Genomic DNA, 19,638 nt, shown 5'->3' on the forward strand with positions numbered 1-19,638 from the left:
CCCTTGAACCGGAACCATGCTCAGGCTACTTAAATTCATACTCCTGCTCATTGTCATCATTGGCGCCACGGTGGCCGGGACGATGCTGTTTCTGAATCGCACCAGTGCCAGCACTCCCGACGTGCAAGCTACCCCGGCAGTCGAGGCTCCGGCCGCACCGCCTGTCATACAGGCTCCGATCTTCGCCGAGCTTGAACCCTTTACCGTGACCTTATACGGTGAACTACGCAATCGCATCCTGTATACGGCCATCACGCTGCGCCTGGATGACGAAGCATCCCGCAAACAGATCCAGGACTATATGCCCGAGGTCCGTGATCGCATCCTGAAGGTTTTATCGGCGCAGCAGCTCGTCCAGATTCAAACACCTCAGGGCCGCGATGCCCTCAGCAGTGCACTCAAAACCGATCTCTCGCGTTCGTTTGCCGCCCAGTTGCCTGGCCCCCGCGTCGAAGACGTGCTGTTCACGGCCTTTGTGGTGCAGTAATGTCCTACCAAAGCATGCTCTCTCAGGATGAAGTCGATGCCCTGCTGGCTGGGGTCACCGGCGAAGACTCCTCTGCCCAGCCGGTGGCTGAACAGCAGCAAGACGGCGTGCGGCCCTATGACCTGGGTTCGCCTGACCGCGTCGTGCGTCATCGCATGCAGACGCTCGAACTCATCAACGAACGCTTTGCCCGACGCCTGCGCTCCATGTTCTTCGGGTTCATGCGCCGTAATGCAGACATCACAGTCAACACCATCAAAATCCAAAAATATTCGGATTTCGAACGCAATCTGCCCGTGCCCAGCAACCTGAACATGGTCGCCATGAAGCCCCTGCGCGGCGTGGGCCTGTTCACCTTCGATCCCAGCCTGGTCTTTCTGGTCATCGATAGCCTGTTTGGCGGCCATGGCCGCTACAACACGCGTGTCGAAGGCCGCGACTTCACCAACACCGAGCAACGCATCATCCGGCGTCTGCTCAGTCTGACACTGGAATGCTACGGCCAGGCCTGGGATAACATCTATCCGATCGAATTCGAATACATGCGCTCGGAGATGCACACCAAATTTGCCAATATCGGTTCTGGCAACGATGTCGTCGTGCTCACCACCTTCAACATCGAACTCGGATCTTCTGGCGGCAAACTCAATGTCTGCCTGCCTTATTCGATGCTGGAACCCATCCGCGACATCCTGACCCGGCCCCTGCAGCAATCCGCTTCCGACTCCATCGATCAGCGCTGGACGCAGCAGCTCTCCCGCGAGGTACGCAGCGCCGAAGTCGAACTCAGCGTCGAATTCACCCGCATCGAAACTTCCATCGCCGAGCTTCTGCACCTGAATGTCGGCGACGTTCTGCCTATCGATATTCAGCCTGACCTGACTGCTCAAGTCGGTGGTGTACCTGTACTCGAATGCGGCTATGGCACCTCCAATGGCCGCTACGCCCTGCGCGTACACAAAATCCTCGCCTCGGCAGGGGATTCCGAACAACTGCTAGCCCGCACTAAAAAATGAGCGATATCAAAGACGACGACCCCCAGGAACCGACCCCCGCGGATTCCCCCTCGACAAGCAACCTCGAGGATGATTGGGCCGCGGCCTTGGCCGAGCAGCAAGACTCTGCCCACGATCAAGCCACCCAGGCATCCGGCCTTGCCGCCGAAGACGACTGGGCTGCTGCCTTGGCCGAGCAGACAGCTGCCACTCCGCCAGACAGTCCGGCCAGCACGCCCACGCAGCCGACTCCCGTGGCCCAGCCCGCAGCCGCCCAGGTATTTCAGCCTCTGGCCAGCCAGATGGCCGACGGCGACAGCGATATCGACATGATCATGGACATTCCAGTCCAGCTCTCCGTCGAGCTTGGCCGCACCCGGCTGACCATCAAGAACATCCTCCAACTGGGCCAAGGCTCGGTGGTGGAGCTTGACGGCCTGGCGGGCGAACCCATGGACATCTATGTCAATGGCTATCTGATCGCCCAAGGCGAAGTCGTGGTTGTAGACGAAAAATATGGCATTCGCGTCACGGACATCATCACCCCCTCAGACCGGATCGCCCGGCTGAACAACCGTCGCTAAGGTCGCCCATGGATCAGGCCCAGACCCTGCGCGTCATTGGCGCGCTGCTGTTCGTCCTGGTCGTGATCATGGCGCTGGCCTGGTTTGCCCGGCGCAGCGGCTGGCTACGCCACGCCAGCAAGAGCAATCCCCTGCGTATCCTGGGCACCCATAGCCTGGGGGCCCGCTGCAGCGTCACCGTCATCCAGGTCGATGACACCCGCCTGGTGCTGGGCGTAACCCCTCAGGCAATTTCAATCTTGCATACCCTGCCTCCCCCAGCACCCGCAGATGCCTCCCCCAGCACCCAGGATGATTTCGCCACGGTGCTGAGCCAATCCACCTCGAGGCCCTGATGCGCAGTCCGCTGTTTTTCCGGCTGTCATCATGCACCGGCCTGCTGCCACGCATGGCCGTGCTGCTGGGTATCTGCCTGTGGCTGACCTGGCCCGGCCACGCCCTGGCGCAGGCAACCCTGCCGGCCCTGACCAGCACACCCGGCCCCAACGGCAGCGAGACCTGGTCGCTCAGCGTCCAGACACTGGTCATGCTGACCATGCTGTCGTTCTTGCCTGCAGCCCTGTTGATGATGACCAGCTTCACCCGCATCATCATCGTCCTGGGCCTGCTGCGCAATGCCTTGGGCACCGGGGTATCGCCACCCAATACGATTCTGGTGGGCCTGTCGCTGTTTCTGACGATGTTCGTCATGTCGCCGGTCTTCGACCAAATCTATACCCAAGCCTACCAGCCCCTGGCCGCCGACCAAATATCCTTCGAGCAGGCGATCGACCGGGGTGCGGTGCCCCTGAAGACCTTCATGCTGCGCCAGACCCGCGAAGCCGACATCAGCTTATTTGCCGAGATGGCCAATATAGGGCCGCTGGAAACCCCCGAAGCCATCCCCTTGCGCATCCTGGTGCCTGCCTATGTCACCAGCGAATTGAAGACCGCGTTTCAAATTGGGTTTACCATATTCATTCCCTTTCTGATCATCGACCTGGTGGTGGCCAGCCTGATGATGGCGCTGGGGATGATGATGGTGCCCCCCGTCAGTATTTCTCTGCCTTTCAAGCTGATGCTGTTCGTGCTGGCCGACGGCTGGCATTTGCTGCTGGGGGCGCTGGCACGCAGCTTTTACCAATAAGGATCATGCCATGACCCCCGAGCAAGTAATGTCCATGACCTACCAGGCCATGCTGATTGCCCTGAAGATGGCAGGCCCGCTGTTGCTGGTGGCCTTATCCCTGGGCCTGATCATCAGCATTTTCCAGGCAGCTACCCAAATCAATGAAATGACTTTGTCCTTTATCCCCAAGGTTCTGGGCGTGGGGGCAGCGCTGGTCATGTTAGGGCCTTGGCTGATTTCCACGATGGTGGACTACATCCGCGTCCTGATCCAAACCATTCCCAGCCTGGCTGTCTGATTCCGCCTCGTGGTCGAATTCCAACTTGAACAGGTTTACGCCTGGATCACAGGCTTGCTGTGGCCCCTGCTGCGCATAGGCGGACTGGTGGCCCTGGCACCGATCGTGGGCGAAGCAACTGTGCCGGTGCGAGTCAAGGTGGGGATCGCCATCATCATCACCTTAGTCATAGCGCCCGTCATCGGACCCATGCCTGCCATCGCGCCGGCTTCTTATGCAGGCCTGTTGATTGCCGTGCAGCAGGTGCTGATCGGCATGGCGCTGGGCTTTTGCATGCGCCTGATTTTTACGGCGACCATGATGGCAGGAGAATTCGTCGGCCTGCCCATGGGGCTTGCCTTTGCCTCGTTCTTTGACCCCGCCACCGGGGCCAATACCGCCGTGCTGTCGCGCTTGCTGAATCTGGTGGCGATGCTGCTGTTTCTGGCCGTCAACGGGCATTTACTGATGCTCGATGGTCTGGCGCGCTCGTTCGAGCTGCTGCCCATCGGCGCATCCTTGCATGCCGATGGCTGGGCGGCCCTGATGCACTGGAGCGGGCAGATCTGGATCATCGGACTATTGCTGGCCTTGCCACTACTGGTTGTGCTGCAGACAATCAACCTGTCCCTGGGGATTTTGAACCGCACAGCGCAGCAGCTATCCGTGTTTGCTGTGGGCTTTCCGATTACCCTGAGCACGGGCCTGATCATGCTGGCCATCGTTGTGCCGCGCAGCAGCGAATTCCTGATGCAGCTGTTCGAGGCCGGTTATCAGGCAATGGCGCAGATTGCCCGGGGATTGATGGGAACATGATCCGTCCGCAAGCACACGGGACGGGAGCCATGCCCCCTGCTGAAGTCAAGGTTTTCCGGGTAATGGATAGGTAACGCCGGGGACGACCTGGGCGCCAGCAGGCAGCAAGGGTTGGGGATTTTTCCTTGAATCAATGGCGGCGGGCGCCACAACAGGCTGCGGGGTCGCTGCCGGGCCGGACGACGAGGAAGACGCATTAAAACCAGGGGCATCGGGACCATTGCCCGGAATCGTGATCGTGCCATCAGCGGCAGGAAGATTCTGGTCGGGCGTGATCGGCGCAACCCCCGTGCTGTTCAGCGACACAGGCGCAGGGGCCCCGCCAGCCAGCTTATCGGCTTCGGCAGCAGTGCGGGGTCGGTACATCGGCGGAATATTCACGCTGTCTTCCATGCGCTGGAAAGTACCGTCGGGGCCGAAACGCAGCGACACTTCTTGGCGCGTATAGACGGCGTCATAGGCCAGCGAACCCAGATAAGCCCAACGTACCAGCGTGGTATCGCCCTGCTGCCAGATATTGGTCGGCTGAGCCCCCAGATCGACTGAGGCCTGCGCAATCGTGGTGCGACCTTCGACGATTTTATTCAGGCCGCTGCTGGAAATGCCTTGGCCCGTGACCGTGCAACCGGCCAGCACCATCAGGGCAGCCACCAGGCCGGCCCTGCAAGCATGGCGGGTCAGGCTGGAAAATATGGATTGCCCTGTGTGCTGCATGATTAAAACTCCTCCCAATCGTCGGTAGTGGATGTGGCCTGAGCGGCTGAGGCCCGCGCCGGATGCTGAGTGGCCCCATCGGCAGCGGGCCGCTGGGGAGATCGGACTGCCCCAGGCGTGGCTGGCAGGCGATTATTCGGACTGCGGGCAGCCGTTGGCCGCGCGGCGACCGACTTGGCGTCACTGGCGGGGGGTATTTTAGCGGCAGACCGTATGGCTGGTTTTTCATGAAGCGCATGTGGCGTTCGCACAGCGGGGGTATCCGCAGCCACAGAGGTCAAAGCACCCGATGCTTCGGATGATAGTCCGTCATCCAGCGACGCCTGAGCCTGCTGACTTAGTTGAAACACCCCCAGAGACTGACCAATTTCAGCGGTCAATGTTTCCAATGAAGCCGCCGCCGTCGCGGCCTGCTGCACCAGCAGCGCGTTTTGTTGGGTAACCGTGTCCATCTGGGCGATGGCCAGATTGACCTGATCGATGCCGGAAGACTGCTCTACGGTGGCGGCAGTGATTTCGCTCATGATGTCGGATACGCGCGTGACAGCCTGGACGATTTCCTGCATGGTTTCGCCCGCGCGGTTAACCTGATCAGAACCCGCCTGCACACGATCGACCGAATCGTCGATCAGCCCCTTGATTTCCTTGGCGGCGCCGGCCGAACGCTGGGCCAGCGCGCGGACTTCAGCGGCAACAACGGCAAAGCCCCGGCCTTGCTCGCCTGCGCGAGCGGCTTCGACGGCAGCATTCAGCGCCAGGATATTGGTCTGAAAAGCAATGCTGTCGATCACCCCCACGATATCGGCAATTTTTTGGGAGCTTCCCGATATCCCCTGCATGGTCTCGACGACTTCACCGACGACCTGCCCCCCCTTGGAAGCGACCTGAGACGCCGTGCTGGCCAATTGATTGGCCTGTTGGGCATGATCCGCATTTTGTTTGACAGTACTGGCCAGTTGTTCCATGCTGGCAGCCGTCTGCTGCAGCGCCGCAGCCTGTTGGTCAGTACGGCTGCTGAGATCCTGATTGCCCGCCGCAATGCGACGGGTTCCGTCCGTCATCTGACCCATGCGGCCACGCACGCCCAGAATCAAGGTTTCCAAGCCTTCGCGCATGTCTTTCAAGCCGAATAGCAGCTGCCCGATTTCATCGTGCGAGCGCGGATATACCGCCACATCCAGATTGCCGCCTGCCATTTTTTCCAGGTGGCGACCTACCGCCTGCAAGGGTCGCAACACATTGCGAATCAGAGTACGGTAAGCGAACAGAGCCAGAATGAGCGCCACCGCCAGCAAGGCAATAAAGCCATAATTCGACCAGGTGGACTGCTGCGCCAGCATCTGCCGAGAATCATTGCTGCTGTTGGTGATGTATTGATCGAACTGCCCGAACACCCGATCCATGCCCCGTGCAGCACTGCGCAGCCTACCCCGCTTGACCGCCTCGAAGGCTTTGGTGTCTTGTTTGGCCGCCAGATCGCGCAGTTGCTCTACCTGCGTCCAGTAGTCCTTGAAGTTGGCGTCCAGGATATGCTGCAGAGAATCGCCCTGAGAGCCAGTCAGCAACCCTGCACCCAGCATGGCTTGCATATGATCCCGCGAACGCTTCAATAACTGGTCTGCCTGGCCAAGTTCCCAGAGGCGTTGTTTTTCATTGGCAATACCCAGGGCGCCTTCAACTTGGGTGGCTGCCTGTTGGGCATAAATCAGGGCATTTTTCACATCAGAATTGGCCTGTACCCCAACCGCAGCCAACTGGGCCACAGTGCGCTGGCTTTGTTGCTGGACAAACCAGGCGCCACCCACTGCCAGAAATGTCAATAAAGACAGCAGGCCCACGACCAGAGTCAGGCGGGCACGTAGGGATAAGGTCATGCCACGGAATCGGGGAATACGGAATTTCATGTCACCTCTCTTTATGTTTTTATCCAGCATGCCATATGTCTGCCGGTTTTTATCTACGAAAATAGGGCCTGGTAGGCCCTATTTGTTGAGAATGCATCAGTCCGTGGTCGACGGACCTGAGCTTATCGATCAATCACCCATCAGCCGCGTCCCAGATTGAACAAGCTAAGGTTCTGGATAGTCTGGAAGGCCAAGCCTGCGCCCTCGAGGGCGATTTTGCGCAGGCTAAGCTGAGTGGTGGCCTCATAATAATCCAGATCTTCCAGACCTGACAGAGCCTGGCGAAAACCCAGGTTGCGCTGGGCGCCGCTATTGTCCAGGGCTTCGAGTTCGTTCATGCGGGCACCGACGGACGAGCGCACCGTCAGGACGTTATCGTAGGCTGTGGAAAACTTCTGCATGCTGGTATTCAGAACGTTGCGCAGATTGGCGGTTGCCGCAACATCCCCTTGGGAAGGAGCATTCAGGGCCGCGATCAAATTATCGAAGGTCTGAAACATATTGGCATTCTGGGTCTTCAGGGGATCGACCTGAAACGTATCGCCAGCGGCTGGCGTGCCTGAGAACTGAACCTTGGTGCCATTGCCCAGATCGACTTCCGTAGCGCCTGCAAGCAGATTTTGTCCAGCATTTGTTGTGCTGGTGCCTGTGCTGTTATCCGTGATTGTGACATCAAAGGTAGTCGCAGAAGTAAATGTCAGATCAAAGGAATAACGCGCATCAGCGTTCTGCGCCCGATCCGCGATATAAGGCCCACCCAGCACAACTGTGCCCGTATTGGTACCGGCTGCCGACGAGGTATATGCCAAGGTGCCAGGCTGGGAACGCTGGAAAATGTCCGTCCCCACATCGCTACCCGCAATCTGGCGGGTGGCGTCGGCCTGGATCTGACGCTGCAAACTATCGCCGTGATAGGTGCCATCATCCCCAAAAGCAGGCTGCGACCCCTGCGAACCAGAAAATAGATATTGCCCATTACCGTCCCGCGTATTGGCAATGCCGATGGCAGTATTGCGCGCATTCTGCAACACATTGGCCAAAGTCTGACGATCAGCGTCCGACAGGGTGCCGTTACCCGCCTGCACCAGGCGCGTCTGCACATCCTGCAGTAACAGAGTCAGGGTGTTCAGGGCGTCTTCCTCGGTCGCCAGATTGCGGGTGGCGACCGAGCGATTATCCGCATAACGCAGGTTTTGCGACTGCGCCTGGGACAGATTGATGGCCTGGGCCGCCGCCAGCGGATCATCTGCGGGAGTGACCATACGCTGACCCGAGCCGATCTGCTGATAGAGATGCATCAGGTCGGACTGCTGGGCATTGATGGTGTTCAGACCCGTCTGAAACATGAGGCTGGAGCTGATGCGCATAATGGTTTCCTTTAAGACGGGGTGAATCAGCTGCGCAAAGACAGCAAGGTATCAAACAGGGTGGACGCCGTATCGATCAGACGCGCGGCGGCGCGGTATTGCTCCTGGAAACGCTGAATATTGATGTATTCCTCGTCCAGATTGACCCCGGACACCGCCTGCTGAGCAGAATAGTTTTGTTGAATCAGACTTTCTTGAGCCTTTTGGGCCGTGCCGTTGGACTGGGTCTTGACCGCCACCCCGTTGACCAACTGAGAATAGGCCTCGTTCAGGTCCATGGTGCCTGTCGTGCTGCCAGGCAGTCCCCCCAGGGTCTTGGTTGAACGCAGTTGAGCCAGCTTCAAGGCGTTGTCGCCGTTGGCGGAACCTGCCGGGGCATTGTCGGCGGCATTCCAGCCAGCAGCAGCAAACTTGGACGGATCAGTCAAGGCCATGTCCAGTTCGCCTGCGGCGGCACGCGTGGGCTGGATCAACCAGGTGTTGCCATTGCCTGGGGCCATGCCTGCCGTGTCGATTTCGACGCCATCAAAGGTGGCTTTGCCATTCTGAGGAATCGTACCCAATACAGTCCCTTCGGGAATCCGGGTGACACTGTAGGTGCTGCTGGCTGTGTCGAATTTCAGCTGATAATCCTGGTTGGTGACCTTGGAGATATCCTGAATGGAGGCCACCGGATTGCCTGCACCCGCCACATTTTTTTCGTCGCCAATGACTTTGGCCAAGGGGGGGCTGGACAGTTGAACATCCCATGAATCGTCGGCGGCAGACGCGACACCTGTGAAATCAAAGTTGACGCCATCAAAGGTGCCTGTCGGCCCCGCAAAGGTCGTCGTCCCGCCCGCCGCACCCGCCTCAGGTTGCTTCGATACCGTGTAGTTTGTCCCATCGTAGGTCACGGTATAGGCCTGATTGGGTACCCGCGTAGGATCAGTGACAGACAGCGTGGGTACACCGGTGCCGGCATTACCCGCCGCAGCCTGCGCCCTGGCACCGGTCACACCATTATTATTGGTGAAAAAATACCCGCCCTTTTCGCCAGATGGGTCATAGCCCTGCATATGCTGGGCATTGATCGTCATGGAAATACCCAGCGCGATGCGCCCCAGATCATTCTGAGTAACATCCAGCACATCCGAGCGGAAGGTCAGCAGCCCGCCCAGTTTGCCGCCGGTCAGGTACTTGTCCGGCATTTCGACCAGCAGAGGCGTACCGCCGCCGCCCGGCACGGTGTAGTTGACCACAGTCCGGCTGGGATCAGCCGCCGACGGACGTGCCTGCAGGTGATAGACCGTATCCCCGCCCAGCACTGTCTGGCCATTGCCGATGGTGATATTGAAGCGGCCGTCTTGTTCGTAAACCTGCACATCCACCAACTGGCCGAGTTCGGCGGCTAGTTGATCTCGTTGATCCAACAAATCGTTGGGCGGCTGGCCGGGATTGGTGGCCTGCGCCGTGGTGATCTGGCGGTTCATGTCCAGAATGCGATCCAGGTAGCTGTTGACCTGGGTGACCGTGGTGGTGATCTGGGTATTGACGTTTTTGCGCTGATCGTCCAGAAACGCATTGGCATCGCGCACCTGGGTGGCCAGGCTGTTGGCGCGGCCCAGCAATTCCTGGCGGCCCGCCACATCGGCAGGGGCGGTGGCTACGGCTTCCAGGGCGTTGAAAAACTGCTGAATATTGGGCGAAATCCCCACAGTGCGATCAGCGAACAGGTTATTGACCTGCGCGACTTGATCACCGTAGGTCTTGAGCGCCGCACCCTTGGTGATGGAGCCAGTCAGCTGGGTATACAGGAAATTGTCATATGAGCGCATGACGCTGACCGCCTGCACCCCACGCCCGATCCAGCCCGCAGAAGTGGGGGTAGCACCAGCAGTCTGAGACAACACGGTCTGGCGATTGAAACCGGCAGTGGCCGCGTTATTGATGTTGTGTCCAGCCGTGGCCAGTCGATTTTGGGCGACCAGCAGGCCTGCCTTGCCCAGATTTGCCAAATTCATATGCTGCAATCCTGTGGGTTGATGGAATGCCGGATCGACACCCCAGGAACATTTTACTTCCAGGATTACGGCAGATCAGGCTGAAAATTTAGAGTAGGCCACACCGCCAGGCAAATGAGGCTGTGCGCGCGTCGCCCAGAAGCACCTGCATGCCCAGCACTGCTTTCAGTCGGCGCAGAGACAAGCCCCCCACCCCCGCCAGCGATTGACCTGCTTGACTGATTCGCCTGTTCATCAACGCGTCAACGGGCGTTGAAATAACCCATGATGCTGATCAGCTTGTCGGCATAGGAAGGGTCGGTGGCGTAGCCGGCGGCCTGAACCTTGCGGGCAGCGTCCTCGGCACTGCGGGCGGTCAGCACGGCGCTATAGCGTTCATTCTGGCCCAGCAGATCCGCATAATCTGCAAAAGAATCCGCATAAGAATCATACGCGCGGAAGGTCTGCTGCATTTTTTTTGGCTGACCATCGATATATTCAGTCGTCATGACCCGCACAACATCGCCCTGCCAGCGGCTACCCGCCTTGATGCCGAACAGATTATGACTGCTGCGGCCATCAGGGTGCAGGATTTCGCGCTGCCCCCAACCGGATTCCAGCGCCGCCTGACTGAGGATCAACTTGGCGGGAATGCCGCTTTCGCGGGCGGCCACATCGGCAGCCACCGCCATCTGATCCACAAAGCTGCGGATGTGATCGGGTGCCCCTTGAATGGCACCGCGTACTTTCTGGCCCAGGTCCTTACGGCCCAGGAAGTCAATCAGCGCGCTGATGGACCCTGCTGCCTGGTCTTGGCCGATACGCGACTGCAGCCACGGCAGACGGGAACGGGCGGCCTCGGGGGGATTGGCCAGCGGATCGACGGGCTTATTCAGCACCCCACCCTGCATCTGCGCCATCAAGGCGTCTGCCAAGCCGATGCCAGGGTTGGCCAGCGCCAGGGACATCTGCTCGTCCGACATGCTCTGCATCATGCGCGAAGTCTGCGAATCCAGCAACGACGGCATCTGGTTTGACGTCTGGCGGGCCTGCTTCATCAAGAGCTGAATGAACATGGCCTCGAACTGCTGCGCCACCTGACGCTGCTGATCCTGAGACTGGGGGTTCGCCTGGACGCCACGTTTCAGCGTATTCAGATGATTGAAGTCCAGCGCCGACGGCGCGGCATCCATCTGCGGAAGCGGGGTGTGCGAGACAAACGTCATGGCTTAAATGACCTCCAGATCGGCACGCAAAGCACCCGCGCTTTTCAGGTTTTGCAGAATCGACAGCAGATCCTGCGGTGTGGCCCCCAATGAATTCAGGGCGCGCACCACATCGGCCAGATTCGCGCTGGTGGCGACATGCTTGACGCTGCCATTATCACTGCGCAGCTGAATATCGGTATTGTTGGTGACCACGGTCTCGCCGCCCCCAAAAGGCGTATTGGGCTGGCTGACCTGCTGCTGCGGACTGATGGTGACGGACAGATTGCCATAGGCAATCGCGGCCTCGTCAATGATCACGGTGCGATTCATGACCACCGACCCCGTCCGCGCATTGATGACCACCCGGGCACGAGCAGGCGGCAGGCTGACTTGCAGGTTTTCGACTTGCGACAAAAATGCCAGTTGGGATTTGGGGTCCATCGGAACCTGCAACTGGATAGAGCGGCTATTCAGAGCCGTAGCGGTATTCGCCCCGAAACGACGGTTCAAAGCCGCCACCACGTTCTGTGCCACCGCGAAGTCGCTGGTGCTGAGTTCCAGTTGCACCATACCGTCCTGGACATAGGTAGTGGGCACGCCGCGCTCGACAATCGCACCCTCGGGGATGATGCCGCCATTGAGCTGATTGACCTGCACGCTGGCCCCGCCTTGCGAGGCTCCTGCCCCGCCCACTAACAGATTGCCCTGTGCCAGGGCATAGACCTGGCCATTGGCCCCCTTCATGGGCGTCATCAATAGGGTGCCGCCACGCAGGCTTTTGGCATTGCCCATGGAGGACACCACCACATCCAGAGTCTGGCCTGGCTGGGCAAAGGCGGGCAGGCGCGTCGTCACCATGACAGCGGCGACATTCTTAACCTGCATATTGGTGCCCTGGGGCACGGTCACACCCAACTGGGACAGCATATTGGTCAGGCTTTGCTGGGTGAATGGCGTCTGGCGCACCTGATCGCCGCTGCCGTCCAGCCCCACCACCAAGCCATAACCGATCAATTGATTTTCCCGCACCCCGGTAAAGGACGCCAGATCCTTGATGCGCTCGGCCTGAGCCACTGCGGTGGTGGACAGCAACCCCAGAGCGATCATTAACTGTGCAAGGATGACACGCATGGACATAGGATAAAACTCAGAAGGGGGCGATATTCAGGAAGAACCGCTGCAGCCAGCCCATGGTCTGGACTTCGTCCATCACACCCTTGCTACGGTATTCGATGCGGGCATCGGCCACCTGGGTTGATGGCACCGTATTGCTGCCCGTGATGGATCGCGGGTCCACCACACCGGAAAACCGCACGTACTCGCTGCCGCGATTGATGGCGATCTGTTTTTCACCCGCAATCTGCAGGTTGCCATTGGGCAGCACACCCACCACTGTCGTGGTCAAAGTGCCGCTGAATACATTGGTGGCGCTGCTGGAACCCTTGCCCTGGGACGCATTGCCACCGCTGGCCTCGAAGTTCTGTTTGGGCCCCAGGTTGGTGGGCAGGACGGCGGGGGCCAGGGTGATCCCCATGCTGGCGCTGCTGCTGCGATCCGTGCTGGTATCCACGCTTTTTGCCGCATTGGTTTTTTCCTGGATGACAATGGTGACGATATCCCCCACATTGCGCGGACGACGGTCCTCGAACAGGGGATAATTGCCATATGCCGTCGGCTGGTAAATAGAACCATTGGCGACCGCCGACGGGGGCAGCGGGGTGGGCGGCGCTGCAGTCAGCGGCCCCGTCACGACGGGTTCGGGCGGCACCAGGGCGCACCCGGACAACAACAGGGTGGCCAACGCCACCCAAGATCCGACAATTCGACGCAAGCCCTTCATGGACATCCTGATTACAGCTGGGTCAGACGGGCCAGCATCTGGTCGGAGGTCTGCACCGCCTTGCTGTTCATTTCGAAGGCGCGCTGGGTCGTAATCATATTGACCAGTTCCTCCGCCACGTTGACGTTGGAGGTTTCGACGTAGTTCTGCACCAGTGTGCCGGCACCATCCAGGCCAGGCTGCAGCACGTTGGCCTGCCCGGAGGCATCGGTTTCCGCGTACAGGTTTTCGCCCATGCTTTGCAAGCCGGTGGGATTGATGAAGGTAGAGAGCTGCAGTTGGCCGATTTCAACATTGGTGCCAATGGCCCCCGGTTGGGTCACTGATACCGTGCCATCGCGAGCAATGGAAATCGACAAGGCATTGTCCGGGATATTGATGCCTGGCTGAATGGGATAGCCGCCTGCCGTCACCAGCATGCCGTTCTGATCGCGCTGCATACTGCCGTCGCGGGTATAGGCAAAAGTCCCGTCGGGCAGTTCCACCTGCAAAAAGCCATTACCCTGGATGGCGGCATCCAGTGAATTGCCGGTTTCCTTGACGTTGCCCTGGGTGTGGATGCGTTCGGTGGCGACCACGCGGGCTCCGGTGCCCAACTGCAGACCCGAAGGCAACTGATTGGCCGCCCCCACCGTGGCACCCGGCTGGCGCATAGTCTGATACATCAGGTCTTCAAACACTGCGCGGCTGCGTTTGAAGCCTGTGGTATTGACGTTGGCCAGGTTATTGGAAATCACGTCCATGCCGGTTTGCTGGGTTTCCAGGCCGGTCTTGGCGATCCACAGGGAACGTATCATGAGGAAGAATCCTGTTCAGAAGACAGCGGCATCAACCCGCTGCCGATAGAATCGAATTGCCGCGTTCGGCATTGGTGCTGGCGTTTCTGATTACCTGCATCTGCATCTCGAACTGACGGGCATTGGAAATCATGGCCACCATGGCCTCGGCGGGATTGACATTGCTTTTCTCGACAAAGCCGGGGGCAATGCGTACGGCCTCATCGGGCTGGGTTGGCTGGCCGCCAGCCACCCGGAACAGGCCGTCATCGCCGCGCAGCAGCTGATCCCTGGGCGGGTTGACCAATTTAAGCTGGCCCAGCAGCTGGATATCGCGCGGATTGTCGCCCGCGCCCAAGGCGCTGATCTGGCCATCCGTGGCAAAGGTGATGCTGCCGCGCTCGGGGATTTCGATGGGGCCGCCGTCGTTGGACAGCACCGGGAAACCGGTTTGCGTAACCAACTGATTGTTTTCGTTAACCCCGAATTCGCCAGCCCGGGTATAGGCCTCGCCATCGGGGGTCTGCACGGCAAACCAGCCGTCACCGGCAATGGCTGCATCCAGAGCATGGCCGGTGTCGACCATGGCCCCCTGCCCGAATTGGCTGCCGGGGGTGGATGCCAGCGTGCTGACGCGGGTGGGCAGTTCGCCCGCCTGCGGCACCACCGGCACCGATCGATACATGGCCAGCTGCGCCCGAAACCCTGTCGTGGACACATTGGCCATGTTGTTGGAAATGACCGACTGTTGTTCCAGGATGCGGGCGGCGCCGTTGGACGCCGTGTACAGGATGCGATCCATCTGTGATCAGCCCGGTTAACGCATGGAGATCAGCGTCTGCATGATCTGATCCTGCGTCTTGATGGTCTGGGCATTGGCCTGGTAGGTGCGCTGGGCGATGATCATATTGACTAGCTCTTGCGACATGTCGACGTTGGATTCTTCGACTGCCTGGCCTTTTAGAGTAGCCATGCCGTTGCTGCCCGGAGTACCTGCAACCGGCTGACCCGACGCGGCGGTTTCCGCCCAGGCATTGCCCCCTACAGGCTGTAAGCCCTGCAGATTATTAAAGTTGGCCAGCGCTACAAACCCCATGGTTTGTTTGGCACCGTTGGTGTAATTGGCCACCACGGAGCCATCTGCATCGATCGACATGCTGGCGTACTGGCCGGTAGCATAGCCGTCTTGGGTGAATTTTGTATCGTAATTGCCGGCAAACTGTGTCGACTTATCGAAGCTGATGGTATAGGTCAGAGCGTTAGCCCCCCCCACACCCGTCGCACCGGACGGGATGGTAAAGGATGTCGGCGCAGTCGGTGCAGTCAGCCGACCATCCCCATCAAAAGTCATGGTTATACTGGCAGGTGCGGGCGATTGGGTGGAGCCATCCATCGCTGCAAAACGGTAGTCAACCCGCCATGTATTATCAGCCGTTTTGGTGTAATACTGAGTCAATGTATGCGACTGCCCCAAAGAATCAAAAATATTGATCGGCGTGGCGCGGTGGTAAGTGGTGGCATCCGCCGGATTAAAAGGGGCTGTAATCGCCGTCGCATCCACATCCAGATTGAGCTGGTTATTGATTTCGGCGGTTGATTTGGGGGCAATATTGCCAATAGGAACCGTCAAACCAATCAGCCCCCCCCCCATGGCAGGCAGCGGCGTAGGCGGGGCCGTGCTGTTATCCATGGTCACGCCATAGCCCATCAATTGCTGCCCTTGGGCATTGACAATCAAATTATTTTTATCCGCGATGAACTGCCCATTGCGGGTATACAGGGTTTCAGCCCCCGGCATCTTGACCACGAACAGGCCGTTGGCCCCATCGATGGCCATGTCGAACTGATTGCCCGTAGTGGACACCACGCCGGTGGTGAAACGCTGGTTGACAGAAGCCACCTGCACCCCCAGGCCCACGCGGGAATTGGCGTAGACGTCCGCAAAAGTGGCCGAACCAGCCTTGAAACCGACTGTACCGGAGTTGGCGATGTTGTTGCCGATAACATCCAGGTTTTGTGCGGCGGCATTCAAGCCGCTAAGACCTTGACCGAAACCCATGAGAGACCTCTGTTGGTGCGTACTGCGTAACTGCGTTGATTGGAAACCGGGGCGGCTGATCCGCCTGCCCCGCAAAAATTACATGACTTGCCGGATATCCAGCAGGGAAATTTTGCCGCCGTCCATCAGATTGAGCCTGAGGCCTTCGGCGGTGTAGGCGATGCTGTTGATGCTGCCGGCGGTCAGGGTCTCGGCCGAGACCGGTTTGCCATCGGCATTGAAGGCATCGACCGATACGGTATAGGCACCTTCGGGCACCACCACGCCGGCAGTGTCCTTGCCATCCCAGTTAAGCGGATAGATGCCCGCCCCCTGGGGACCCATATCGTGGGAATAGACAACCCGGCCGCTGTTATCACGAATGGTGACGGTAGCCTTGGTGACGCCCGACATCAGATCGATGCCAAAAGGCGTGCTGGCGCCATCGGCCCCGACCTTGACGGTTTCGCCCGGATAGAGAATGTCCTTACCAATCAGGCCCGCAGCCTGCAGAGATTGAGACATATCCATCTGACCGGTGAGCGCCAGCAGGGTGTTGTTGAGCTGCGTGATGCCCTGGACCGTGGACAACTGGGCAATCTGCGAGGTGACCTCGGCGTTGTCCATGGGATTGAGGGGGTCCTGGTTTTGCAACTGGGTGACCAGCAAGGTCAGAAAGCGATCCTGGGTATCGCCCAGCAGGGATTTGGTCTGGGCACCAAGTGCGGCACCTGCGGCACCGGCCCCATAGACTTCGTTGACGGCTGTCATGGCTGGATTCCTTATTGACCGATGGTGAGGGTCTTGGCCATCAGGGATTTAGCGGTATTGATGACCTCGACGTTGGCCTGATACGAACGCGAGGCGGAAATCATATTGACGGTTTCGTCCACCACATTGACATTGGGCAAGGTGACGTAGCCACGGGCATCCGCCAGGGGGCTGTTCGGGTCGTACTGCAAGCGCGGAGGGGCATTGCTTTCGACCACTTGCGCCACACGCACGCCGCCGACCGCGTCGGACGCACCGGAAGGTGTCATCTGAAAAATCACCTGACGGGCCTTATAAGGCTGACCATCAGGCCCCACGGCGCTATCGGCATTGGCGATATTGCTGGCCGAGACGTTCATGCGCTCGGATTGTGCTGCCAGGGCGGAACCGGCGATCTGAAATATGCTGTAAACGGACATGGTCGGAAATACCCCTGGGTTACTGCTGCATGGCGGCCAGCAGGGATTTGATGCGGCCATTCAATACCTGAATACCTGCCTGGTATTTGGATGTGTTATCGGCGAACTGCACACGTTCTACGTCCATTTCTACCGTGTTGCCATCCAGGCTGGGCTGCAGAGGCATGCGGTAGAGTTCCTGGGCAGAACCTGTGCTGTGTGCCTGGGCGGGGATGTGGCGGGCGGACGTCAGGGTCAGCGAGGTATCGGGCAGGCGTGGCACCCCGCTGGACTGGCCCATGGCCTGGCGCAGCGAGGACGCAAAATCAATATCGCGGGCCTTGTAGTTAGGCGTGTCTGTGTTGGCGATGTTGGTCGCGAGGATTTCCTGGCGCTGCTGGCGCAGGGCCAGGGCTTTTTGATAAAAGCTGAAGTCCTTGCCGATAGGATCGATCATGGCGTGCCGTGCTAACGAGTGAATGGGGTACGTATCCACCGTTGCACCAAACTGATCCAAGACCGTTTGCGGTGTAGTCGTACAGTGCCATAGTAAGGCGCTGGGGCGGCTGATAAAGAGCAGAACAAAGCAGGGATTGAAGGGTTATTCCGGCAATGTGCCCCCAGCCTGCCGCAGGCCTTACCGTAAGACCCTGATAGTTTACAAGTAATTGCCTGATTTTGCAGATTTGTTCCGGCCATGCAAATTCAGAGGCGCGTCTTTTACAATGCACGAATGCCTATGCCTCTGATTTCATCCTCAGCCCCATGTTTTCAGCTGCCCTGCCCCCGCATGGCCTACCGTGCCCGGCGACGGGCGCCAGCAGGCCACTGGCTGGCACTCGGCGCGGCCACATTGACACTAGGGTTGGGGCTGCTGCCCGGATCGGCAAGCGCCCAGACCTCGGGCGGACACGGACTGCAAGACCCGGCCACGATTGTGGCCCAGGTCCAAACACTACTCGAAGAGCGGGCGGCCTCCTATCCCGGCGCGGTCAGCATTTCGGTCGATACCCCGCGCATCAGCAACCAAGCCGCCTGCAGCCAGTTGGATGTGTTCCTGGCGGGTTCTGGCGGCCTGCGTTCACGGACCTCCGTGGGTGTGCGTTGTCTCGCCCCCCAGCCCTGGACGCTATATGTGCAGGCCAGTATCCAGATCATCGGCCAGTATTATGTGGCCAGCCATGCACTGAACCGCGGGGTGGTCATCGGCCAGGATGACCTGGACCTGCGCGATGGTGATCTGCTGCGTCTACGCCGAGTCATCAGTGACCCGGCACAAGTGGTAGGCTGGATCACCACCCGCTACATCAATGCCGGCGGGGCCATCGAATCGAATGCCCTGCGCGATCCGAATGCCATCCAGCGCGGCCAGCAAGTGCGCACCGTGGCGCGGGGCGCAGGATTCGTGGTCTCCGGCGAGGGCCAAGCCATGGAGTCCGGCAACCCCGGAACGCAAATCCAGGTGCGTACCCCAAACGGGCAAATCATCTCGGGCACAGTGATGGATGCATACACAGTTCAGGTTATGATGTGAAACCCCTAAAGACTGGCGCGATGCTGCCGTAACCTGGGTTGCACCAACTGAACCCAGACTCACTTACCCGGAGACGAGCCTTGAAAATCAATTCCTCATCGTCCAGCACCCTGATCAAAGGGGTATCCGGGAATTCGCGCCACGACAACAGCCCGGCCAGCATCGGCGGCAGCACCAAAAATCGCGCTGATGTAGACCTTAGTCCGGCTGCCCGCCAATTGGCCGCCCTCAACGACAACAGCGCCGATATCCGCGCCGAACGCGTTCAGCAGATCCGCGACGCGCTGGCTTCCGGCGAACTGCAAATCGATGCCGGCCGCATTGCCGACAGTCTGCTGGCCAGTGTGCGTGATCTCCTGAAATAAGCACATGAACCACATAGACGCGCTATTGCACTGCGTGGATGAACAATCCGCTTTGCTGAACGAATTCATCGAAACGCTGCAAGCCGAGGGTGATCTGTTGCTGGGCACCCCCAGCAATGAAGCCCTCAGCGCCCTGGCCATCCGCAAGGCCGACTACGCTCGCCGCCTGGCCGAACTGGATCAAAATCGCGCGACCACCCTGACCGATCTGGGGCAGCCAAACGACCGCCATGGCATCGCCGCCATCTGTGCGGAATACCCCGATTTGCAATATGCGTTTGAAATCCTATTCGAACGCGCTGAACAGGCCAGCAGCCTGAACCACGCCAATGGCGAAACCATCAAGGCCTTCACCGAGCGCAACCAGCAAGCGCTGGATACGCTGCGCGGCCTGATGGGGGAAGACCTCTACGACGCCCACGGCCGTCTGCCCAAAAAATAAGCAACGGCGTTTAATTGCGCTACGCTTGAGCA

Annotated in this window: 23 protein-coding genes; 10 read left to right on the forward strand and 13 right to left on the reverse strand. The window is 59.3% G+C overall.

The annotated features are described in order from the left end of the window. Positions 1-16 precede the first annotated feature (16 nt). Genes VDP81_RS01800 through fliR form a run of 7 tightly spaced genes read left to right on the forward strand, consistent with a single transcriptional unit; the run spans position 17 to position 4,267 of the window. A complete protein-coding gene (locus VDP81_RS01800; protein ID WP_323011362.1) occupies positions 17-487 on the forward strand; it encodes a flagellar basal body-associated FliL family protein in 471 nt (156 codons plus the stop codon). Then, the gene (fliM, locus tag VDP81_RS01805) at positions 487-1,503 is read left to right on the forward strand and encodes a flagellar motor switch protein FliM (protein WP_323011363.1); all 1,017 of its coding nucleotides are present in this window, start codon (positions 487-489) and stop codon (positions 1,501-1,503) included. Before VDP81_RS01800 ends, fliM begins: the two co-directional genes overlap by 1 nt. Beyond that, positions 1,500-2,066 (forward strand): flagellar motor switch protein FliN, encoded by a 567-nt coding sequence (gene fliN / locus VDP81_RS01810; protein ID WP_323011364.1) that lies wholly within the window; start codon positions 1,500-1,502, stop codon positions 2,064-2,066. Before fliM ends, fliN begins: the two co-directional genes overlap by 4 nt. Positions 2,067-2,074: 8 nt before the next feature. Further along, positions 2,075-2,401 (forward strand): flagellar biosynthetic protein FliO, encoded by a 327-nt coding sequence (gene fliO, locus VDP81_RS01815; RefSeq protein WP_323011365.1) that lies wholly within the window; start codon positions 2,075-2,077, stop codon positions 2,399-2,401. A 53-nt stretch (positions 2,402-2,454) separates the two neighbouring features. After that, the gene (fliP, locus tag VDP81_RS01820) at positions 2,455-3,192 is read left to right on the forward strand and encodes a flagellar type III secretion system pore protein FliP (protein WP_323012380.1); all 738 of its coding nucleotides are present in this window, start codon (positions 2,455-2,457) and stop codon (positions 3,190-3,192) included. Positions 3,193-3,202: 10 nt separating this feature from the next. Further along, the gene (gene fliQ / locus VDP81_RS01825; RefSeq protein WP_323011366.1) at positions 3,203-3,472 is read left to right on the forward strand and encodes a flagellar biosynthesis protein FliQ; all 270 of its coding nucleotides are present in this window, start codon (positions 3,203-3,205) and stop codon (positions 3,470-3,472) included. A gap of 9 nt (positions 3,473-3,481) precedes the next feature. Then, a complete protein-coding gene (gene fliR / locus VDP81_RS01830; protein ID WP_323011367.1) occupies positions 3,482-4,267 on the forward strand; it encodes a flagellar biosynthetic protein FliR in 786 nt (261 codons plus the stop codon). A 45-nt stretch (positions 4,268-4,312) separates the two neighbouring features. Here the strand turns inward: fliR and VDP81_RS01835 are convergent, their stop codons facing one another. From VDP81_RS01835 to flgB, 13 genes are all read right to left on the reverse strand, one after another. After that, a complete protein-coding gene (locus VDP81_RS01835) occupies positions 4,313-4,981 on the reverse strand; it encodes a hypothetical protein (RefSeq protein ID WP_323011368.1) in 669 nt (222 codons plus the stop codon). A gap of 2 nt (positions 4,982-4,983) precedes the next feature. Then, positions 4,984-6,885, reverse strand: a complete 1,902-nt coding sequence (locus VDP81_RS01840) for a methyl-accepting chemotaxis protein (RefSeq protein WP_323011369.1) — start codon at positions 6,883-6,885, stop codon at positions 4,984-4,986. A gap of 140 nt (positions 6,886-7,025) precedes the next feature. Then, positions 7,026-8,252 (reverse strand): flagellar hook-associated protein FlgL, encoded by a 1,227-nt coding sequence (gene flgL, locus VDP81_RS01845; protein WP_323011370.1) that lies wholly within the window; start codon positions 8,250-8,252, stop codon positions 7,026-7,028. A 26-nt stretch (positions 8,253-8,278) separates the two neighbouring features. Beyond that, positions 8,279-10,255: a flagellar hook-associated protein FlgK gene (flgK, locus tag VDP81_RS01850; protein ID WP_323011371.1), complete on the reverse strand. Its 1,977-nt coding sequence runs from the start codon at positions 10,253-10,255 to the stop codon at positions 8,279-8,281. A 242-nt stretch (positions 10,256-10,497) separates the two neighbouring features. Next, the gene (gene flgJ, locus VDP81_RS01855; protein ID WP_323011372.1) at positions 10,498-11,460 is read right to left on the reverse strand and encodes a flagellar assembly peptidoglycan hydrolase FlgJ; all 963 of its coding nucleotides are present in this window, start codon (positions 11,458-11,460) and stop codon (positions 10,498-10,500) included. 3 nt (positions 11,461-11,463) lie between these two features. Next, on the reverse strand, positions 11,464-12,573 hold the full coding sequence (locus VDP81_RS01860; protein ID WP_323011373.1) for a flagellar basal body P-ring protein FlgI: 1,110 nt from the start codon (positions 12,571-12,573) through the stop codon (positions 11,464-11,466). A 16-nt stretch (positions 12,574-12,589) separates the two neighbouring features. Next, complete coding sequence (locus VDP81_RS01865) at positions 12,590-13,288, reverse strand: flagellar basal body L-ring protein FlgH (RefSeq protein ID WP_323011374.1); 699 nt, start codon at positions 13,286-13,288, stop codon at positions 12,590-12,592. A gap of 5 nt (positions 13,289-13,293) precedes the next feature. Then, on the reverse strand, positions 13,294-14,079 hold the full coding sequence (gene flgG, locus VDP81_RS01870; RefSeq protein ID WP_323011375.1) for a flagellar basal-body rod protein FlgG: 786 nt from the start codon (positions 14,077-14,079) through the stop codon (positions 13,294-13,296). Between the two features lie 31 nt (positions 14,080-14,110). Next, complete coding sequence (gene flgF, locus VDP81_RS01875; RefSeq protein WP_323011376.1) at positions 14,111-14,860, reverse strand: flagellar basal-body rod protein FlgF; 750 nt, start codon at positions 14,858-14,860, stop codon at positions 14,111-14,113. A gap of 15 nt (positions 14,861-14,875) precedes the next feature. Beyond that, a complete protein-coding gene (gene flgE / locus VDP81_RS01880; protein WP_323011377.1) occupies positions 14,876-16,117 on the reverse strand; it encodes a flagellar hook protein FlgE in 1,242 nt (413 codons plus the stop codon). Positions 16,118-16,195: 78 nt separating this feature from the next. Further along, complete coding sequence (locus VDP81_RS01885; protein WP_323011378.1) at positions 16,196-16,867, reverse strand: flagellar hook capping FlgD N-terminal domain-containing protein; 672 nt, start codon at positions 16,865-16,867, stop codon at positions 16,196-16,198. 11 nt (positions 16,868-16,878) lie between these two features. Then, positions 16,879-17,286, reverse strand: a complete 408-nt coding sequence (flgC, locus tag VDP81_RS01890) for a flagellar basal body rod protein FlgC (protein WP_323011379.1) — start codon at positions 17,284-17,286, stop codon at positions 16,879-16,881. Between the two features lie 19 nt (positions 17,287-17,305). Continuing rightward, positions 17,306-17,722, reverse strand: coding sequence for a flagellar basal body rod protein FlgB (gene flgB, locus VDP81_RS01895; RefSeq protein ID WP_323011380.1), 417 nt, complete (start codon positions 17,720-17,722; stop codon positions 17,306-17,308). 333 nt (positions 17,723-18,055) lie between these two features. Here flgB and flgA point away from each other — a divergent pair, with 333 nt between their 5' ends. The 3 genes from flgA (at position 18,056) to VDP81_RS01910 (ending at position 19,606) form a co-directional block, all read left to right on the forward strand. Further along, positions 18,056-18,799: a flagellar basal body P-ring formation chaperone FlgA gene (gene flgA, locus VDP81_RS01900; protein ID WP_323011381.1), complete on the forward strand. Its 744-nt coding sequence runs from the start codon at positions 18,056-18,058 to the stop codon at positions 18,797-18,799. 80 nt (positions 18,800-18,879) lie between these two features. Next, positions 18,880-19,164 (forward strand): flagellar biosynthesis anti-sigma factor FlgM, encoded by a 285-nt coding sequence (flgM, locus tag VDP81_RS01905; RefSeq protein ID WP_323011382.1) that lies wholly within the window; start codon positions 18,880-18,882, stop codon positions 19,162-19,164. 4 nt (positions 19,165-19,168) lie between these two features. Next, positions 19,169-19,606 (forward strand): flagellar protein FlgN, encoded by a 438-nt coding sequence (locus tag VDP81_RS01910; RefSeq protein ID WP_323011383.1) that lies wholly within the window; start codon positions 19,169-19,171, stop codon positions 19,604-19,606. The last annotated feature ends 32 nt before the right edge of the window (positions 19,607-19,638 follow it).

The sequence above is a fragment of the Castellaniella sp. genome (genome assembly GCF_034675845.1).
In the GTDB taxonomy this organism is placed as follows: domain Bacteria; phylum Pseudomonadota; class Gammaproteobacteria; order Burkholderiales; family Burkholderiaceae_B; genus Castellaniella.

Coding starts and splice junctions, on each gene's coding strand:
- VDP81_RS01800 (WP_323011362.1), top strand. CDS start 17: ATGCTCAGGCTACTTAAATTCATACTCCTGCTCATTGTCATCATTGGC.
- fliM (WP_323011363.1), top strand. CDS start 487: ATGTCCTACCAAAGCATGCTCTCTCAGGATGAAGTCGATGCCCTGCTG.
- fliN (WP_323011364.1), top strand. CDS start 1,500: ATGAGCGATATCAAAGACGACGACCCCCAGGAACCGACCCCCGCGGAT.
- fliO (WP_323011365.1), top strand. CDS start 2,075: ATGGATCAGGCCCAGACCCTGCGCGTCATTGGCGCGCTGCTGTTCGTC.
- fliP (WP_323012380.1), top strand. CDS start 2,455: ATGGCCGTGCTGCTGGGTATCTGCCTGTGGCTGACCTGGCCCGGCCAC.
- fliQ (WP_323011366.1), top strand. CDS start 3,203: ATGACCCCCGAGCAAGTAATGTCCATGACCTACCAGGCCATGCTGATT.
- VDP81_RS01835 (WP_323011368.1), bottom strand. CDS start 4,981: ATGCAGCACACAGGGCAATCCATATTTTCCAGCCTGACCCGCCATGCT.
- VDP81_RS01840 (WP_323011369.1), bottom strand. CDS start 6,885: ATGAAATTCCGTATTCCCCGATTCCGTGGCATGACCTTATCCCTACGT.
- flgL (WP_323011370.1), bottom strand. CDS start 8,252: ATGCGCATCAGCTCCAGCCTCATGTTTCAGACGGGTCTGAACACCATC.
- flgK (WP_323011371.1), bottom strand. CDS start 10,255: ATGAATTTGGCAAATCTGGGCAAGGCAGGCCTGCTGGTCGCCCAAAAT.
- flgJ (WP_323011372.1), bottom strand. CDS start 11,460: ATGACGTTTGTCTCGCACACCCCGCTTCCGCAGATGGATGCCGCGCCG.
- VDP81_RS01860 (WP_323011373.1), bottom strand. CDS start 12,573: ATGCGTGTCATCCTTGCACAGTTAATGATCGCTCTGGGGTTGCTGTCC.
- VDP81_RS01865 (WP_323011374.1), bottom strand. CDS start 13,288: ATGTCCATGAAGGGCTTGCGTCGAATTGTCGGATCTTGGGTGGCGTTG.
- flgG (WP_323011375.1), bottom strand. CDS start 14,079: ATGATACGTTCCCTGTGGATCGCCAAGACCGGCCTGGAAACCCAGCAA.
- flgF (WP_323011376.1), bottom strand. CDS start 14,860: ATGGATCGCATCCTGTACACGGCGTCCAACGGCGCCGCCCGCATCCTG.
- flgE (WP_323011377.1), bottom strand. CDS start 16,117: ATGGGTTTCGGTCAAGGTCTTAGCGGCTTGAATGCCGCCGCACAAAAC.
- VDP81_RS01885 (WP_323011378.1), bottom strand. CDS start 16,867: ATGACAGCCGTCAACGAAGTCTATGGGGCCGGTGCCGCAGGTGCCGCA.
- flgC (WP_323011379.1), bottom strand. CDS start 17,286: ATGTCCGTTTACAGCATATTTCAGATCGCCGGTTCCGCCCTGGCAGCA.
- flgB (WP_323011380.1), bottom strand. CDS start 17,722: ATGATCGATCCTATCGGCAAGGACTTCAGCTTTTATCAAAAAGCCCTG.
- flgA (WP_323011381.1), top strand. CDS start 18,056: ATGGCCTACCGTGCCCGGCGACGGGCGCCAGCAGGCCACTGGCTGGCA.
- VDP81_RS01910 (WP_323011383.1), top strand. CDS start 19,169: ATGAACCACATAGACGCGCTATTGCACTGCGTGGATGAACAATCCGCT.